Genomic DNA, 18,179 nt, shown 5'->3' on the forward strand with positions numbered 1-18,179 from the left:
TTACTGAAAGGTTATCCCATTACCTCACCAGGTTAATGGAACCTTTTTTATTTTGTTTAGAACCGTCGTTCATTGTCAATTCAATCACATACATATACACGCCCGATGGCTGCGGCTTGCCGCCACTACTGCCATCCCAGTTAGTTTGTTTTCCGGTGCCTTCAAACACTTTACCCCCCCACTGGTTAAACACCAGCACACGCATGTTATTGAACGAATAGCCATATACCTGCCAGGTATCGTTTAACCCATCATTATTAGGAGTAAATGCATTAGGCACATATACCTGGTCGGGCAAAGCCTGCCCGGAAACAGCTACAGAAACGCCCTGCACACAACTTACCGCGCCATTGGCCCGTACCAGTAGCGTAACCTGGGCCATGGGTGCCAGCGGACTAACGGTATGTGTTAAACCTGTTGCACCCGAAGAAGGTATATGATAAGTAGCACCGCCATCCGTAGATACTTCATAGCTCACTGCACCCGGCACTGCCTCCCAGCTAAAGTGCACAAAGGTTACACCTGCCGAGTCTACCTTCACCACCGGTGCAGCCAGTGCTTCATATATAGTCACTTCGGCCTGGGCACGGGTAAGGCTTATACAACCTTGTGCCGAAGTTGCTTCTGCATAATATACACCCGTAGCAGTAACATTGTGTGAGGTGCCGGAGCCGACAGCAGTACCATCCGTAGCCACTGTAAACCAGTTATAGATCACCCCTGTTTCAGGATTGTTTATTTGTAACGTACCTGTTTCGTTAGGGCAAATATTCACTTCGTCTGCCACCAGCGCCACCGCAGGTGCTTCGTAAATAGTTACTGCTTTTACCGTATCATCCACACAGCCTTCTATAGAAATAATGCGCAGCGTATCGTATTGTGTGCCGCCAATCACAAAGGCTTTGCTGGTTTGCTCACCACTGGCTGTAGTATTATCAGAAAAAATCCAGTTCCAGCGGTTGATAGTGAAATCTGCTACAGAACTTGCATCCAATGTTCTGCTTTTACCTGCGCAAACAGCAGCAGGCGTAGCCGTAAAGTCGGCCACCGGAGCATCTTTCACCAACACATTCAGCGGATAGGTAAGCGTTTTACTACATCCTTCCAAACTGCTGTGTTTTACAATTACCGGTATTACATATTCTCCTGCTGCTGCAATAGAACAATCCTGTGCCAGCGTATAAGTGTAATAAGTAAGGCCACTTTTTACATAAGAAGCAACCGGCGCAGGACTGGCCAGCACTACGTCATTACCAGGTGTTGCTCCGGCCAAAGCACTGAATTTCCACGTAATTTCCTCTGCCAGTAAGGGTACAGAAATAGTAGGACGGAAAGGCGCACGGGCACAGGTATAGGCACTGGTAGCAGTAGCTGTGCTATTTAACGTGTTGCTAATGCTGGTAACTACTTCCTGACTGTTAATACGCATGCCCACATTGTAGACATAGTTATTCAAAAAACCATAGCCATAAGAAATACCGGTAAATGGCTGATCGCAGGTAATTACTGCGCTACCGCTTACAACAGAAGTCCATTGCTTTACTACTACTGTATAACCACTCATATTGGGATGCGCATAAGTATAGTCGAACGTGCTGCTGCCATCTACCTGCAAAGAGGATAATGCTGCCGTTGGTACGATGAGGGTAAGATTTTGTTGTGTGGTAGCAGAATGCATCATGCGAGGCACAAGCGCTTTGGCTACACTCTGCGTAACAGCACTCAGATAAATCACCTCTACATCACCACTGCTATTGCCACAGGACAAGTTAGCAGGAGTTACCTGGGCAACTGTTACCGGCTGATCGGCTTCAATATGATCAGCCGTATTACTGGTATACTCGTAATAATTACCCGGTACTACCAGGCCGGTTAATACCGTACCGTTTCTTTTTACCACTGTTGCCACATCTTTTACGGCAATCCTGTATATGTTATACAACAGGCCACTTGCTCCGGCTGTACCCGAAACAGGCGCCGTTAAATATTCTCTTCCCCATGCCTGGGTGGGGAAATTTTGCTGAATATAGTTATCACCGGTTAAAGGCAGTATGGGACCACAACCAAAGTAATCGTGGCTGCTACCCGAGAAAACCGCAATGGGATAACAGTTACCCGACTCATTAGCTACCGATAATACCCGCGTGCCGGTAAGGTCATAACTTTCGTCATGACTATTTAATGTAGGATCATCATTAATAACCGCCCCCAACACCTGGTACACCTGACCTTTCTGAAGCATAACCGTAAATGGAACTCCTGCTGCACGCCCTCCTACGGTAGGATTAGCAGGCGTGATTTTTACTACCGTGCTATCATGTGAGGCTATTACATTCACCCACGAATAACCCGGATTTACATCATATGAGCTAAAAACGCGTTGTCTCAGGTTGATGCTGGTATAATCATATCCATAAGTACCAACCGGCAATAACATAGCAGCTGCATTGCCTGTCTCACCCTGGGGTATATATTGTGCAGCAAATACAGCAACAGGTGCGTCGCTGGTAACATGGATGCCCCTGTTATACAAACCTTCGGTAAGTAATCGTGCATCGTTAGCGCCAGCCTTAGGAATATTTTGCGTAACGGTTACCGAGTTGGCAGCTACTGTATACGTTTTAGAATAAGCTGTTCCATTTACACTTACTGTTACATGAGCCTCTTTTTCTGCACTCAGATACAGTAATAATTCCTGGTTGTTGTTTGTTTTAAAGGGCAATGTATTACCATAGGGCAACCAGAATTCCTGGCCACGGTTGGTGGAATCCAAAGAGTTATATACAATATCTGGTATGGTAACAGCCACTTTACCGTTAGACAGACCTGTAAACTTATCCAGTTGCGTTACAGCCGTATCCGTAAAAGTATAAGTCATGGTATCCACCACACTTTCTGCAGTTACCGTCCAGTTGCCTCCGGCAATGGTTTTTCCGGTTTTAATATAACCCGGATCTGGAATAAATCCTAGCCAGGAAGGCACATAATGCTGCTCTACGACAGCCTGGTAATTACCTGCCGCAACATTGGTAGCAGACAGATAAAAATACATACCCGAATTAGCACTCGGAATGCCCGCCGGCAACACACCGGAATAGCGGCGTAAAGTTAAAGAAGGCGGTACCAAAGCACCAGTTGGCCAGGTAATACGGGCCACTACATCTGTACCCAGGGTAAAGGTTTGTGTGGTACCGGCAGCCGGAGTTGCAGGCGTAGCCGTTAATGCCACAGGTTCTGATACAGGCACAAATTCATAAGCTCCAAGATCTGGTACGCCCGCCTGTAAAACAGCCGGACGGCTGTTATTATTGAAATCAGAAGTATTAGCGGGCAACTGTACACCCCTGCCATGCATTGCCCACACATTTTCATTATTTACATCTGGTTGTAATGCCTCGCTATTGGTAAAAGCCGGCTGAAAGCTGATAGAGTTGATATCCCATCCGGTGGCTTGTTGCCATCCACTTAAAGAAGTATAAGCAGCAGACAAAACAGTGCTGTTAATTAAAGTACTGCCGCTGCTGTACAGCATATTATAATCACTGTTTACAAAACTATAACCGGTTACCGTCATTGCCTTATTACCACCGGTGTGCGAAAAAATGTTATTTCTCAACTGCACAGAATAATAATAGAAGTTATGATCAAAGTAAGCCGCAACATTGGTAGCAGCCGTGCTGGCAGAAGCATTTTGCACAGTATTATTCCAATAATTAATATCATTATCGTTGTTGCTGTAAATACCGTAGGCAATAGCACCTGCAGTTTTTATATTCACGACGTTGTTTACAGAATTATTCCCGATAGAAAAAGACTGGTAAAAGCCATAGATACCGCCCGTGTTATTATTTACGCCAATGATTTTATTGTTATTAACTATCCCTCTCAACGCATTGCTACTGCGGCAATAGTTAACAAATAAACCGTACGCATTGCCGGTAATGTTACTAATAGTAATATTATTACCTGTTACCTGGTAGGCAGTATCACAATAAGTTGCATAAATACCATAGGTTGCGGAATTGGCAGGCGTAGCTACGGCCACTGTATTTCCGGCAATAAGTATGCGTTTATTGTAAGCGGCATAAATGCCATAGTAATAAGTACCGCTGATAGTATTGCCTGCAATAGTGTTATCAGCAGTGGGTACAGTGGCAGACACGCCGGCAAAATAAATGCCATTAGCTCCGCCGGTAATAGTGTTTCCCACTATAGCATTACCGCTTCCAATACCGGCATTGCTGAAAATACCTGCACTGGTATTAGCGGTAGAGGTGGCCGCCGGCACGGTGATAATACAGTTGAGTATACTATCGTGCGCAGCCAGGTTGGCAATATCTACTGCACGGGAAAAGGTAGTATTGGTACTGGTGATAGATACATTTTTAAACGTTATGTAAGCGGCGCTATCCAGCTGCAGCACATAGTTGGTTAAAGTAGCCGCTGCGGCAGAAGTAATCACTACCGAACCTGCATTACCGGTAAGGCTTCTGAAAGTAATACGGCTATTGGCTCCTGCGCCGGCAATAGCATTGATTCTCACCTGCTCGTTATAGGTACCGGGATAAATATCAAAAGTTACCGCTCCTCCAATACCGCACTCCATCGCCTTAACAGCAGCTCCAATGGTCTGGAAGTTGGTGGCGCTTACTGCAGCGCCCGGGTTAATAGTATACAATCCGGCAGGAATACCAGGATTAACCGTTACCCGCACCGGCACAGAAGTAGCTGTATTGCCCCCACAGGTAAGCACGGCCTGGTAATAACCGTTAGCTGGCGCATATATCGCCGTATCGGGATAGGGCAATGCCCCACCTGCATTGGAATAAGGCCCTGCCGCCGCAGTAGCATACTGCCACTGCACTGATTGACCGGAACCGGTGGTATTGCCTGCTAAATTCAGTTGCACACTGGTACTTAAACAAACGCCGCTGTTGGGGGTGGCTACAGATGTACCCGCTATGGGGCTGGTGTTGCAAGGAGGTAAGGAAAATTCGTAAGCTCCCAGGTCGGGGGTAGAAGCACTGCGGACAGCACTGGTGATATCTGCCGCTACACTCAAAGGCTCGCCACGGTTATCCAGCACCAGTGATGTGGGCATGTAATTGCCATTCACTGTGTCTTTATACAAGGGGTTATAAGCAAAAGAAGCCGCATCCTGCAAAGCGCCTGCTTTCCAGGTAGCCAGCGTGTAATAGTTTACATTATTATAAAAACCCAATGCACTGTTAAGCGCACTGATGTAGTAATCATTTTTGTTCAGCGAATCACTGGTAATGTTTGTGCTACGATACAACACATGCTTGGTGCCTGTTCCTCCCCGGGTTACGGTGATGATATTATTGAACAGCTGAATGCCAATAGCCTGTGTGTTCTGGTAATAAGCACGGGTTACATTGGCAGAGGTGCTGTTGATATCGTCCAATGAAATTGTATTGTGATAATACAGTGTGTAGTCAGAACCATTGTTATAAATGCCATACTGAGCCCCTGCCCCGTTTACCCTGTAAATAAGGTTATTATAGATCTTATGTTCCAGACCCGATATGGCATCGGAATTACTGTGATAGATGCCATAAAAAGTATTCGTGCTGGAAGGCGCTGCCGTAAACGGATCGTGAATACGGTTACCACTTACCAGCATGTTGGTATTTAAACTGCTTACCCATACCCCGTAAAAATCTCCGGGCGATGTTAAGGCAGGTCTGCTGATGTCATTCCTACTGATGATAGTCGAAAAAGAACCTGCTACATATACACCGTAGTTATAACCATCCTTCAGCGTATTGCCCTGCACCAGGTTGCGCATAATAGCATCAGTGTTGCTACCTATAACTGTAACCCCCGCATAACCGCCGGTGATGGTATTGTTTACAATACTATTGCTATCGCACAAAGTAGCCCCCATAGTAGTAGCGCTGCTGGCCGAAGAGTTGATAACGATGCCTGCATAGCTATTGGAATAAGCTGCTAATTTATTGCACAGGATAGAACAGTTGCGTACCGTGTTGGAATCAGCATCGTTGATCAGCTGCACACCATACCCATATGTAGTGGAGGTTCCTGTAGCATCAATAGTGAGGTTATTAAAGCGGACATGATCTGCTCCATTCAGTTTTATAACGGCTCTTTCGTTGGAATTAGAAGAACTGTATTTGATGGTAGCTCCGTTACCATTGAAAGTAATGGTGTTAATAGCAGATGCACCGGCAACAGGGGCCATAATCAATTGCTCGTTATAAGGACCACTGCCTGCCACCACATCAAATACTACCGGCCCGTTAATACCGCATTTAATATAGCTGTATGCCTCAGCAAAACTTTGAAAGTTATTCCCCCCCGTAGCTACTGCACTGTTAATGGTGAAGTTACCGGCAGCTACAGGTGGCACCGTTACATATACCGAAGCGCTGTTATTGCTGGCGCCCCCATTGTTACAACTTACCACACAACGGTAATAAGCAGAAGTGCTTTGCTGAGTATTTAAAACAGCATTGGTAGCGCCGGGAATATTGGCCCAACTGATATTGTTTACGGAGTTTTGCCACTGGTAACTTAAACCTGTGGCAACAGAGGCCCCGGTAAGACCTAACAAAAAGGTAGTGTTTGGGCAAATAGTGGTAACAGAGGAAACCGCAGCACCCGCAACCGGAGCGCCTGAACAGGCAGGCGCTGTTGTATAGGTAAAAATAATATTAGGCCGGGTTGTAGCAGTACCGCTTGCCACACCAGTAGTACCACACAGGTTTCCCAGGTTATTGGCCCGGTAAGTATGCGAAGCATTAAAAGAAAACCCGGTAGTGTAAGTTACAAAAGGATTGCTGGAATAGGTATTGGCGGTAGCGTTGTTGGCCGCCCCGTTACACACTTCTACAATCAGGTTGCTTCTTCCATCCCATATAAAAGGTGTGGCAAACGTAAAGGTGTTTACCCCCACTGCAGGTATATAATCCACAGGACCATACAAATTAGTAGCCGGTATGGTTTCAAACACATCTTGGTTTAAAGTGCTTACATTGGTAGTTCCCATACGTATAGCATACTCTTCAATTTTACCGGAAAAGGATCCCAATGCGTTTACAGTAAACTTAATACCCGAAATAGTACCCGCCTGCATACCTGCGGCATTGAGTTCTGCCGCGGTAAACAGGTACTGGGCACGGGTTCCTTCTAAATAATCCTGTAAGGGGCAAGGGGCTTCGCTACCCACATTGGCCGTTGTGGCAGTACCCAGGGTAATATCTACCTGGGCCCGCAGGGCAATGCATGGTAGCATACACAGCAATACAAAAAGTGCAGGCAGTTTTATATTCATTGCAATTAGTTTTGGATGTTATTTCCTGATGATTGTTATTTCGGTACGTCTGTTCTTCTCACGTCCTTCCGGATTATCTGTTCCATCAGGATACGTATTCGGGGCCAGTGGTTTATCAGAACCATATCCTTTGGCACTGATCCTGTTTTTGTTCACTCCTTTCGAAACCAGGTAAGCCTTCACATGATCTGCCCTGCTTTGCGATAAAGCCTGGTTCAATGCCCCGGAACCGGTACTGTCAGTATGACCTCCTATTTCAACGACCATGTGTGGGTTGGCCAGTAAAGAATCGGCCAGCTGGTTCAAGGCCGGGAAGGAGGCCGGCTGTATTTCGGCACTGTTAAGGGTATAATACACATGATTCAATACCATCGGTTGTGCCGGATTACGAGGTATCACCACCAGTGGCTCTGTTACGGTTACTACCGGCTGCTCAGTCACCTGCTGTACCGGTTCAGGTTTAACGGCTACAGGCGCTGGTTTTACCTGCAAAGCCAGTAACTCGAGGCAACAGGTTGCTGAACGGTCACTGCAGAATAATACATTTTCCAGTATATCCTCTCCTTTGCCTGAACTGGCAAAGTACATATCGTCTTTTACGGAGTTGACAGGATAACCGAAGTTAACAGGCGCTGCAAAATACCCTGGTGTACCTTTACTGTAAAACAGATCGTAGCCACCCATACCAGTGCGGCCATCTGTTGTAAACACCAGTGTACCGGAAGGTGCGTGATAATAAGGTGCCTGCTCGTTACCGGGAGTATTGATTACTTTTCCGGCATTGGCAGTAGCTATCACCTGTCCCTTGCTATCCAGCGTGGCATACCATATATCATACCCTCCTTGTCCGCCAGGCTTATCACTTACATATAACAATTGTTTGCCGCCTGGCATCAGGTGAGGCTGTTGTGTATTGCTGCCGGTGGCATTAATAGCTGCACTCAACAATACCGGCTTACTCCATACAGCATCTGTTACAGTGGCATGCGTGCTGGAATAAATAGCCGCATGTTTTTCTCCATTCACCACATTCCATGCAGTGAAATATAAGGTAAGGCCATCTTCACTCACCGCTGCCGCTCCCTGATGGGCAGCCACCACAGGTAAATTGGTTTTTACAACATCGGTGAAGTTGCCATTACTATACGTAGCCTGGTACAGGCGGTTAATATGCGAAGCATTCCCCTCCTGCCAGGTGGCGGTAAACAATACTGTGGAAGCATTGAGCCATAACGGTGCATAACTGGCGCCGGCTTTACCGTCTACAGGTTTATGAAACACATATTTAGCTGTGTCTGCATTAGCCAGCTGCTGTTGAATAAACTGTAGATTAGCCAGCTCTGCAGTGGCCTTTGCATGCCACTCATCAACTGTAGTATAATTTTTCAGAAAAGCACTACAGACGCTTTCTGCCGCAGCATATTCCCCCTGGGTTCTTAACACCACTGCATACTGGTACTGCGCCAGCAAAAACTGTTTATCATCAGCTTCCAATACTTCCTTATAATAAGGTGCAGCTTTTGTATAATCGGTTAACAGGCGGTAACTTTCTGCCAGGTGATATATAGCCGTTAAGCGCTGATTACCCGGTGACGACACGTTGCCTGTTACACCTGCCTGCATAACGGCATAGGGGTCGCTGTTAGCAGCGGTAACGCCTTTGCCGGCGTTCAGGTATTTTTCGTAATAGGTAGCAGCAGAAGCATACTCAGCACGGTTAAAATATTTATCAGCAGCCTTCAGATAGCCCGCACTACGTTGCGCATATAACCCGGGGCTGGCCAGTGTGGCTCCAATAGCACACACGATATATAATTTAGCGATCCATTTCATGTTACAGGTATTTTAAAGTCTGGGACATACAAATTCCACCTCAGGCGTTTTCACTTTTTGCTTCGCGGTAAATGCCAGCGATATTTCAAAGCTACTGGCTCCGCGTGCCATCTTGCCCAACCCGGAAGTATTGATGTCGTACGCGGCACTGATAAGCATATTATCATAGTTAAGCCCTGCCTGTATGGCAACAGCATCCTTCCACCGATAGTTGGCTCCCAGTAATAAACTGGTGGATGCAGTCGCTTTCAGCTGTGCATAAGCGCCCAGCATGGTTTCTGTAGCATTACCCTGACGCAGGTATAAAGCATTGGGAGTAAGCGCCACTGTTTCACTCATATATAAACGCACCCCTGCATGTATAATATAACGCACAGGCACCTTAGCAGTGCCATCATTGCTGGCAAACCTGTCTGCCGGCTGTGTTAAATGCGATACGGAAAAGCCACCAAATACATTAGCTTTCTTTCCTGGTGTGGCATCAAAATACAAAGCGCCTGCGCCTGCATCAAACGTAGTATAAGAAGTACGGCCAAACACCTCAGCCGATACATTTGTATTACCTCCGGTAACGGGGTTCCACTGATCGCCAAAAGTTAACTTGGAAGGATTAAACTTACGTTGTATCAAACCCGCCTGTAAAGCCAGCACAACCCGGTGCTGTTGCATAGCCCCCCAGCGTACGCCAGTATATGCCGCATTGGCATATCCGGTAGTATAACCATACCCGCCATTACCGGCACGCTGCCCCAGCAGGTTTACGCCCAGGTTCAGGTTTTTAGGTGTGGTAAAATCTAACGATGCGCCTATAGTGGAAAAGGGACTGGAAACATTGCTCCATTGATTACGATAAATAGCCGATGCACGATATGCCCCATCAAAAGCGCCGGTTAAAGCCGGGTTTAACCAGGAAGGATGTACATAATATTGTGTAAAATGCGGATCGACCTGTGCGTGCATGCGACCCGGAAAAAGAAAGGACAATAGAACGACAGAAGCTATGGTACATAGCCTGCCCGTTAGTTTTGGATTCATGGACAATTAGTTTTTGGGTAAGTAATGGCTATTAGAGAAGGTTGTATTCCCTGGCCCGCGATAGCATACTCACTGTATTTTTTACCGCCAGCTTTTTTAAAATATTCACCCGGTGATTCTCTACCGTGCGCTTACTTAAAAAAAGTTGAGTGGCAATGGTACTGGATGTATGTCCCTGTGCTACCAGTTGCAGTATCTCTTTTTCTCTTCGTGATATAAGCCTGTAAGCAGTAGTTATATTTTCCATAATCATCAGATTCTACTTGCAAACTAGGCAGAAACCTCCAGAGACCCTAATAACGCATACGTACAAAAATCAGACAATCTACTATTTGTTAATCAAACACTTATAAGTATTTGTCCATAAAACATGGACAGGATTTAGTTATGGTAATCCACTGCGAAAACCATATATTGCATCTTTACCAGAGCAACTGCCTTACCATGTTTTTGAGAATAGTCTGTACTTTACTGGGATCTCTATTGTTTCACCCGTTGTTACATAGCCAACAAACAACTGATAGTATTTTCTTACTGAAAGACTATGAGAAGATTCCCTATGTAAACCGGTTATTGAATAACCAGTTTGCGAATGCGGATGAGAAAAAGATACTGGCGCGTGAGGAAGCCTGGACAGAAGCGGCAGACAATAAAGCTGATCCGGAAGTGCATATAGCTTCCCTTGCTTTTGCAGCTGAATATTACACCCGCCGCAATAATTTACCCAAAGCACAGCAATACCTCGAAGAAGCCCTGGAACTGGCTCATTTGCGCCGGCTGAAATATCTGGAGCCTGTGATGCTGCACCTGGTAGGCAACAATGCGTATAAGCAGGACCGCTATGCCACAGGACTGGAAAAACTGCTTCGCGCCCATACACTGATGGAAAACCTGGGTTACGAGTATTTTCCGGATATGGCGCAATACCTGTTCGATCTCTCCTATGCCTTCTTTTATTATTACGAAGATTTGCCCGAAGCACTGCGCTATGTAAAAGAAGCCATGCAACACCCCATGCCTTCTGCCATTACCGACATTTCGTGCTATAATATACTGGGGCTTATTTACCGGGTAACCGGCGAAGCCCGTTTATCCGACTCGTGCTTTATGGTAGCCCTGCACAAAGCAGAAGCTGCGCAGGATACCACTTATATAGGAGATGTGTCGGGCAATATCGGGTATAATTACATGGGAGCAGGCAGACTGGATGAAGCCGAACAGTATATGCAGAAAGACCACCAGATAAGTGTGTTAAAGCAAAACTGGACAAGTGCCTGCCTGAGCAGCATGTCGCTAAGCAGCATTGCCCTGCTGCGTAAAAAACCGGAACAATCACTTTATTATATAGCAGAATGCCGCAACCTGGTGAATGCGCAAAAGCCCAATATGCAGCTAAAGTCGCTATACACCATCTATTACTTTATGTACATGAACCTGTGCAAAACCCTGCGCATGCAAGGCAATAGCACGGCCCTGATCCCTGCGCTGGACTCTATGGCTTTGTATAAAGACAGTCTTTTTCATTCGCGCGAAAGCAGGGAAAAAGCTACCGTACAAATAAAGCTGATAAAAGAAAACAACCTATACCAGCTGGAGCTGCTGCGCAGTGAAGAAAAAAAGAACATCCTTTTGCGCAACGCACTTATTATTATATGCGTGCTGGCCATTGTAGTGGCAGTACAAACGGCTTTGCGTTTAAAACGCGACAATAAGAACAATGAAGAAAAATTGTTGGAATATGCCAACATACTGGTAGAGAAGAACCAGCTGATAGAGAAAGTGAAGGAAGAGATTCTACAACTGAAAAAGCAGCCCGAACAGGCCACACAGAATGTAGAAGCCATTTTTAAAGAATTGCGCACGCACACCATTTTATCGGAAGATGACTGGCTGCGTTTTAAACAGCTTTTTGAAAAGGTATATAAGAATTTCTTTTCCAATATCACCCAGCACATTCCCGGTATTACGCAAAGCGAAATACGCCTGCTGGCCTTAACCAAATTGGGGCTTAGCACGAAAGAAATGGCTGATATGCAGGGCGTTGCAGCAGATAGCATTCGTAAAGCCCGATACCGTTTGCGCAAAAAAATAGAACTGCAGGCTAAGGAAGATAAGGATATCGCCCAGGTATTGAACGAACTGTCGGACATTAAACAGGCATAGTGATGCCTGATGTTGCACTTATGAATATTATTCCCGATTTTACACAGAAAAACCGGGAATGTTCATGATTTTTAAGGAAGCGGAATACCAGGCATAGCCGATATCCTAAACTGCACATTTTTAATATACAGCATATGAGAAAATTAAACACTAACCTTGAAAAAGGGTATAGCTTCCACGTAGCTATACGTCTCGTTTATTACTTGAAATATCCTCCACCGGACTTAAAGTAATTCATTTTATCGTATCGAAAGTCCTGCAAGGATCAGTTGCTATTAGTTGCCACCGGCCACTTTTTGCACTATCCCAGGCCATGTAATGCACATTCAGAAAACTAAAACATATATCCAATGCATTTGATGCCATTGAACATACTCCTCAATGCCACCACTATTGCACGCCATATCCCCAACTTATACATGCGGTATAAGATCATGGACACCGTTCCATTATACACCTCTTTTAAAGAAGGCAGTATTTTATCGCAAAGAATAAACGGGCTTCAATTTTGCGTTACTATCCATTACCTGTTCCTGGTTTCGGGTATGTATCTGCGTATGATAAACCGGCTGCCTTACACCTCTTTTCACTGTATGCTTCAGGGCCAAATGACCCTGTTTCCCGACACCAGGCAACAATGCCTGTTGCAAACCGGCGAATACATTACACAAGAGGTACACCTGGCTCCTGACATGCAAACCTTTTGCCCCCAGGGCACCCATGTGTATTGCAGCATTCAGCCATTAATTACCAACAACCCTCCATTAGATAAGCCTGTTGTAATGCCCGATGCAGCCTATAAAAAGTTGCTGGCCATTATACAACAACCACAATCACCGGGCAGCCTGAAAGAATCGCTGGCACAGGTAATAAAGCAATTGCAAACACCCGCTACACCTGCTACAGAAATCACTGCCGAAGCAATACACCCGCAATTCACTACTATTTATAAGGTAAAAGAGTTTTTACAGAATAACTATTCCGACAACATATCCATTAAACAATTATCTCAACAGTTTACCACCAACGAGTATCGTTTAAAAAAGGATTTCAAAACGGCATTCGGAACATCTATACATAATTTCGTTATTCACCAACGCATTCATAATGCTAAAAAGCTATTGATGAAAAGTAATTTATCGGTAGAGGAAATAGCCACTGCCACAGGGTTTTACGATCACGCGCATTTTTCTAAAAAATTTAAATCCAGTACCGGCTACTCTCCTTCCTCTTTCCAGGAACAGGTAAAAGACGGGATGCCGGATTGTTTTTGACAGACCTCAACGGTTGTCTGAACATTGCCACTGTGAAACAAACAACATCATCTCATGTTTATTTTTATATACCGGCCCTATTTCTATAGGGCCGTCTTTTTTTCAAAACTAATTGAACTACAATACATTAAACAAGCAATCAACCTCTCGCAAATACACTGTTTAAAAACAGGCAGGAAGGGCAATTAATTTTAAGTCACCCATAAGTATCTAATCAGTTTCTTTGCAAAGTGAACAGCATCTGATAAACAGATTTTTACCTGCATATAAAAGTTAACCGACCCGTCAATGATCCCACTCCCACTACAACACAAGGAATAGTATCCGACAACCCTCTCCAACTGCTTGCTTCCCCCAAAAAGCAGTTGCGTAATCCATTTCAACCCTTATCGGCCCAGGCGGTATTCAATCCGCTAAAACCCCTAAAAAAGATAACACCTTCAGGCCCTATTGTTAAACAACCCGCCAGAAAGAAAGCTACCAAACGAAAACGACGTAACTCCAATGATAACACTACAACGAAAAAACAAAAAAACAACAAAATTAACCTGAGGGTGGGCTTAACCCTGAATGAACCTATTGAAGATGAAAAAATAGAGTATGTTTTCAAGCAACACGAAAAGGTAAGCGCATTTGAAGAAGAATTCGCCCACAATGGACAACACTATAATAACATTGCTGTTGAAAATACACCTTTTACAGCCACAACTATTCCAGATGTTATCTATTCAGAGCTGTCACCTATGCAACAAGATCAGCTAAGCAATATTCAGAACGCAAACGAAGCCAGGGAACTTTTAAAGTTGTACCAGGATAATCAAGACAAATTTGGATATATAGCAGTATTAATAGCAGCTAAAGATTTACTGAAGGGTGATGATAAAAAGCTGGGTGAAAAATATGAAGTACTTTTCAATGGCAGCAACGCACCTGTAGAAGAAATAGAAATGGGCAATAATGATGAAGTCATACCAGAGGATAAAAAAGATGTAAAAGCACAGGACGAGGAAGAAGAAGATTCACCCAAAATTACACTGGTAAAAAGCTATGTAGAAAAAATCGGGAAACTGCTTACTGACAAAAAGAAGCTGGATGATTATGGGAATGAAGAAGAAATATTGAATCGGGATCAGGAAACCTTTACTAAACTATTAAGCGATAGTGAAAAGCAGGATTCTATTGTAGCACTTTCTGACTACGCCAATACCCTTTATAGTAAATATGCAAAAACAACCGAAGAGCCCTGGAATCTGACGCCTAACAAAAAAAAGATCAAAAAATCGGACCTCGCAAACCGCATTGACTCTTTACAGGGAGCGCAAGACGCATTAGTCCTTCTTCCCCAATATGTAAACGACAATAAATTTTTATACCGTTGGGTAGAAGGCATTCAACCATACGAAAACGGTGACGCCATTACACCCGCTGCTTTATGGTCTGCCTCTACCGGCAGCCTTGCCACTATGGCATTTGGCGGAAATGACATGGCAGACAAAACTGTTTTCATTATAGACAAACAGCAATCTGCCAAATTTATACAGCTGGTTAGCGGCACTAAAAACTGGTATCAGCGGGAAGCTTTATTTCCTACCAATGTACAATTTGTGGTGCGGGAAAAGAAAACATTGGTTGATGACGGTGTAAAAACTGCTTGTTATATACTTCACGAACTAAATAAACCCATCAGGCAAATAACAAAAGAGATAGATGAGATAGGGCTTCATGGTAATAATGATTACTATCCCATTTCGCAGGAAACACTCACCAACACACTTGTAGATGAGAAACATCGCCATTTATTTGAAATGGGCTATAAACCTAACAAACAGGAACTGAAAAAGGCAGGCGTAGAAATAAGCGGCAACAACATTCCGGAAAGTGCTGATACAGTATACGGTGAAGAAACACATGCTAACTGGGCTAAGATGATGACACTTAAACCTGAAAGGCGTAAGCTATTAACAGAAGATACTGTATTAAGTCTGTATAAAGGCTTAATGAATATTAACGACCAGGTAGAATACCGTTCGGAAGAAAGAGGATGGGGCCAGGATCTCAAAGATCCTTCTGCTGAAGAATTGCAAAACTTACGTGGTCATAACCTGTTGGCTTATCCAACACTTCCTATGACAGAAAGAGATAATTATGTGAAATGGCTGAACACTTTACCAAAGGCAGTTACATGTGGCTCTATACAATCAGGTAAGAACATCCGGGTTAATCTGTATATTAAGGAAATAAACGAACTGCCTTTAACAGATGAAAGTAATGACCCAATAGAAAGTTTTCCTATAGAACAAGGCATGATGCAGGATTATTTGAAAAGTGATATCGCCAATGCCCCGGTACAACAAACATTTAGTGTTACACATGGTGTGCCCGCACAGGATAGTGTAAGAAAAGATATGATTAAATTTTTGAACACAGCCAGCACAGGACTGGAGCAGGCTGTATACCTGCTGATTCAGCATATCATACCCGCCGAAGTATACCAGGAAAGGGTGCAAAGGTATGCTACGGGTTTACAGCAGGACATAGTAGCTATACATCCATTTGATGATGGCAATGGCCGCCTGAGCCGCTTATTAATGTATAAAGTATTACAGACATACAGCCTGCCTACTGACAATACATTATCTGATGAGCAACTACCTGTAATAAAAGACACAGGCAAAGACCTACTCAGCACCAAAGAACAATGGTATAAAAACGTATATAATAAAATCTAGCGTGGCAACGATTGTAGCTGTATATCGCCCAGCTCTTTGGCAGGCGAACTGCCGCTTTCCAATACAGAAGGCGTCGTGGCAGAATCTTTAGACACACCCGGCAACTGGCCACTGATTTTACCACTAAAACTAATATTCCGTTCCCAGCGGCGATAGCCTTCTGCACTAATTACCAGCACAAACGTGTGAAAAGTTCGCAAGGTGGTAAAGCTGAACTTACCATTCTTTTTAGTAGTGATCTCTTTATAATAAGGCGCAACTGGCGTCATATCCCTTTGCCCATCGGGGTTGGGATCATTGTCACGCTGCTGCAGTATAATAGATACGCCCTTTAAAGGATTTCCGGCACTATCCACTACCCGGCCTTCAATACTGCCCGACGAGTAATAAGGCCTTAAATAGCCGCCATGCTTGCCCCGTCCAAAACCGCCACCGCCCATGCCGTCCTGCGCCAATGCCCCCAATGGCAGCATCAATAATAACACAATGGCAACCTTTGCCTGTTTACCGGTCATTTTTAAAGCTGGTATCATCCCGTAAATATAGAGCAGGAAATGTGAAGGAGACTTTAAAACCATTAGTAAGATATACAATATAACTTCCATACGGGCCACAACTACCTTCCCAGGTAAACATATGGCCTCGTATGATACTTTTATTCATATAAGTGTAATTATTCACAATTGTTAATATTAAAAACCGCTTATAAATAGCTTAATACGATAACAGTATAAAAAAATGGTGTAAGTTTACATTGTCAAACGCGATAAGCGATTACAAAAAGAAGATTATATCACCTCATTATAAACTAGGTGTTTTTCATAGGTTAGCAACGGCCTGCCTTGTCTAAGGCTCAGGCCTATTTTTTTTAATATACCTCTCCTGTTCTTTTTATCACACTCACGGACTGGTCATTACTTCCGCTCAATTATTTTGATCTCCTCCAGCCATTTTTCACATAGCTCTGTCCACAACTCTGTAGAACCGGGGTTATTGCGCAAAGCAATAGAATGCCCTCCGGCAGGAAATACATGTATGGAAGAAGATACATTATTTTCTACCAATGCACCGTAATACAGCAGGCTATTGCGCACGCTTACCGCTTTATCGTTAAAGGCATGTACTATAAAGGCAGGCGACGTGTTTTCAGTTACCTGTAGTTGCATGGAATACTTTTCTATCTGTGCTGCAGTAGGTTTAAGCCCCAGCAAATTGTTTCTGCTGCCCACATTTGCATAAGTTCCCATATCTATCACAGGCGATACCAGTATGCTAAAGTTGGGATGAAAAGGCACCTGATCCAGCGAATCGCCAATAGCAGCTACATCTTCGACACTAGTGCTAAGCATAGCAGCCAGGTGCCCCCCGGCAGAAGAACCTTGCACACCAACCCTGGCAGTATCTATTTTCCAGCGTGCGGCATTAGCGCGTATCAGTTTAATAGCACGCTCTGCATCCTGTAAAGGGCCTTTATCACGCTCCACCAGGTCGGCAGAATTAGGCAACCGATAGTTTAAAACAAATGCGCTTACACCCAGAGTATTAAACCATTTGGCCAGCTGGGTGCCGCTGATGATATAAGCCAATCGCTCATAACCACCACCGGGACATATGACCACAGCAGCCCTTTTATTCTCCGATTCGGAAGAAAAAAAAGCATACATGCCTGGCACCCCCACCCGGAACACACGCTCATTGGCAATGCTATCCGTTAGCTTCATATGTTTGGAGTTGGGCATTTTACCGGCAGGCCACAAAGGGATAAATTCCTGCGCATACCCTTTGACGGCAAGCACTGCTACAAGACAAAAAGAAATCAGTTTTTTCATC

9 protein-coding genes are annotated in these 18,179 nt (G+C 44.5%); 3 read left to right on the top strand and 6 right to left on the bottom strand.

Annotated features, from left to right (window positions below):
* Positions 1-19 precede the first annotated feature (19 nt).
* The 4 genes from FLA_RS15360 to FLA_RS15375 are packed head-to-tail and all read right to left on the bottom strand — an operon-like array spanning position 20 to position 10,430.
* Positions 20-7,315, bottom strand: a complete 7,296-nt coding sequence (locus FLA_RS15360; RefSeq protein WP_076377812.1) for a T9SS type B sorting domain-containing protein — start codon at positions 7,313-7,315, stop codon at positions 20-22.
* Positions 7,316-7,333: 18 nt separating this feature from the next.
* Positions 7,334-9,148 (bottom strand): OmpA family protein, encoded by a 1,815-nt coding sequence (locus FLA_RS15365; protein ID WP_084206129.1) that lies wholly within the window; start codon positions 9,146-9,148, stop codon positions 7,334-7,336.
* Between the two features lie 12 nt (positions 9,149-9,160).
* Complete coding sequence (locus FLA_RS15370) at positions 9,161-10,183, bottom strand: PorP/SprF family type IX secretion system membrane protein (RefSeq protein WP_076377810.1); 1,023 nt, start codon at positions 10,181-10,183, stop codon at positions 9,161-9,163.
* Positions 10,184-10,214: 31 nt separating this feature from the next.
* Positions 10,215-10,430, bottom strand: a complete 216-nt coding sequence (locus FLA_RS15375; protein WP_197705907.1) for a helix-turn-helix domain-containing protein — start codon at positions 10,428-10,430, stop codon at positions 10,215-10,217.
* A 197-nt stretch (positions 10,431-10,627) separates the two neighbouring features.
* Between FLA_RS15375 and FLA_RS15380 the strand changes: the two genes are divergently transcribed.
* The 3 genes from FLA_RS15380 (at position 10,628) to FLA_RS31720 (ending at position 16,349) form a co-directional block, all read left to right on the top strand.
* A complete protein-coding gene (locus tag FLA_RS15380; RefSeq protein WP_144263996.1) occupies positions 10,628-12,346 on the top strand; it encodes a tetratricopeptide repeat protein in 1,719 nt (572 codons plus the stop codon).
* Between the two features lie 350 nt (positions 12,347-12,696).
* Positions 12,697-13,620: a helix-turn-helix transcriptional regulator gene (locus tag FLA_RS15385; RefSeq protein ID WP_076377804.1), complete on the top strand. Its 924-nt coding sequence runs from the start codon at positions 12,697-12,699 to the stop codon at positions 13,618-13,620.
* A 365-nt stretch (positions 13,621-13,985) separates the two neighbouring features.
* Positions 13,986-16,349, top strand: coding sequence for a Fic family protein (locus tag FLA_RS31720; RefSeq protein ID WP_076377802.1), 2,364 nt, complete (start codon positions 13,986-13,988; stop codon positions 16,347-16,349).
* On the opposite strand, the gene FLA_RS15395 is transcribed toward FLA_RS31720, so the two are convergent.
* Together FLA_RS15395 and FLA_RS15400 are read right to left on the bottom strand one after the other, a co-directional pair.
* Positions 16,346-16,882: a carboxypeptidase-like regulatory domain-containing protein gene (locus FLA_RS15395; RefSeq protein WP_159445080.1), complete on the bottom strand. Its 537-nt coding sequence runs from the start codon at positions 16,880-16,882 to the stop codon at positions 16,346-16,348. The two genes, FLA_RS31720 and FLA_RS15395, sit on opposite strands and share 4 nt — an antisense overlap.
* A 381-nt stretch (positions 16,883-17,263) precedes the next feature.
* A complete protein-coding gene (locus tag FLA_RS15400; protein ID WP_076377798.1) occupies positions 17,264-18,178 on the bottom strand; it encodes an alpha/beta hydrolase in 915 nt (304 codons plus the stop codon).
* Between the last annotated feature and the right edge of the window lies 1 nt (position 18,179).

The organism is Filimonas lacunae (genome assembly GCF_002355595.1).
Taxonomy (GTDB): Bacteria; Bacteroidota; Bacteroidia; order Chitinophagales; family Chitinophagaceae; genus Filimonas; species Filimonas lacunae.

Bases quoted from the DNA above. Each gene is read 5' to 3' on its own strand.
- FLA_RS15360 (WP_076377812.1), bottom strand. From the start codon at position 7,315: ATGAATATAAAACTGCCTGCACTTTTTGTATTGCTGTGTATGCTACCA.
- FLA_RS15365 (WP_084206129.1), bottom strand. From the start codon at position 9,148: ATGAAATGGATCGCTAAATTATATATCGTGTGTGCTATTGGAGCCACA.
- FLA_RS15370 (WP_076377810.1), bottom strand. From the start codon at position 10,183: ATGAATCCAAAACTAACGGGCAGGCTATGTACCATAGCTTCTGTCGTT.
- FLA_RS15375 (WP_197705907.1), bottom strand. From the start codon at position 10,430: ATGGAAAATATAACTACTGCTTACAGGCTTATATCACGAAGAGAAAAA.
- FLA_RS15380 (WP_144263996.1), top strand. From the start codon at position 10,628: ATGTTTTTGAGAATAGTCTGTACTTTACTGGGATCTCTATTGTTTCAC.
- FLA_RS15385 (WP_076377804.1), top strand. From the start codon at position 12,697: ATGCATTTGATGCCATTGAACATACTCCTCAATGCCACCACTATTGCA.
- FLA_RS15395 (WP_159445080.1), bottom strand. From the start codon at position 16,882: ATGATACCAGCTTTAAAAATGACCGGTAAACAGGCAAAGGTTGCCATT.
- FLA_RS15400 (WP_076377798.1), bottom strand. From the start codon at position 18,178: ATGAAAAAACTGATTTCTTTTTGTCTTGTAGCAGTGCTTGCCGTCAAA.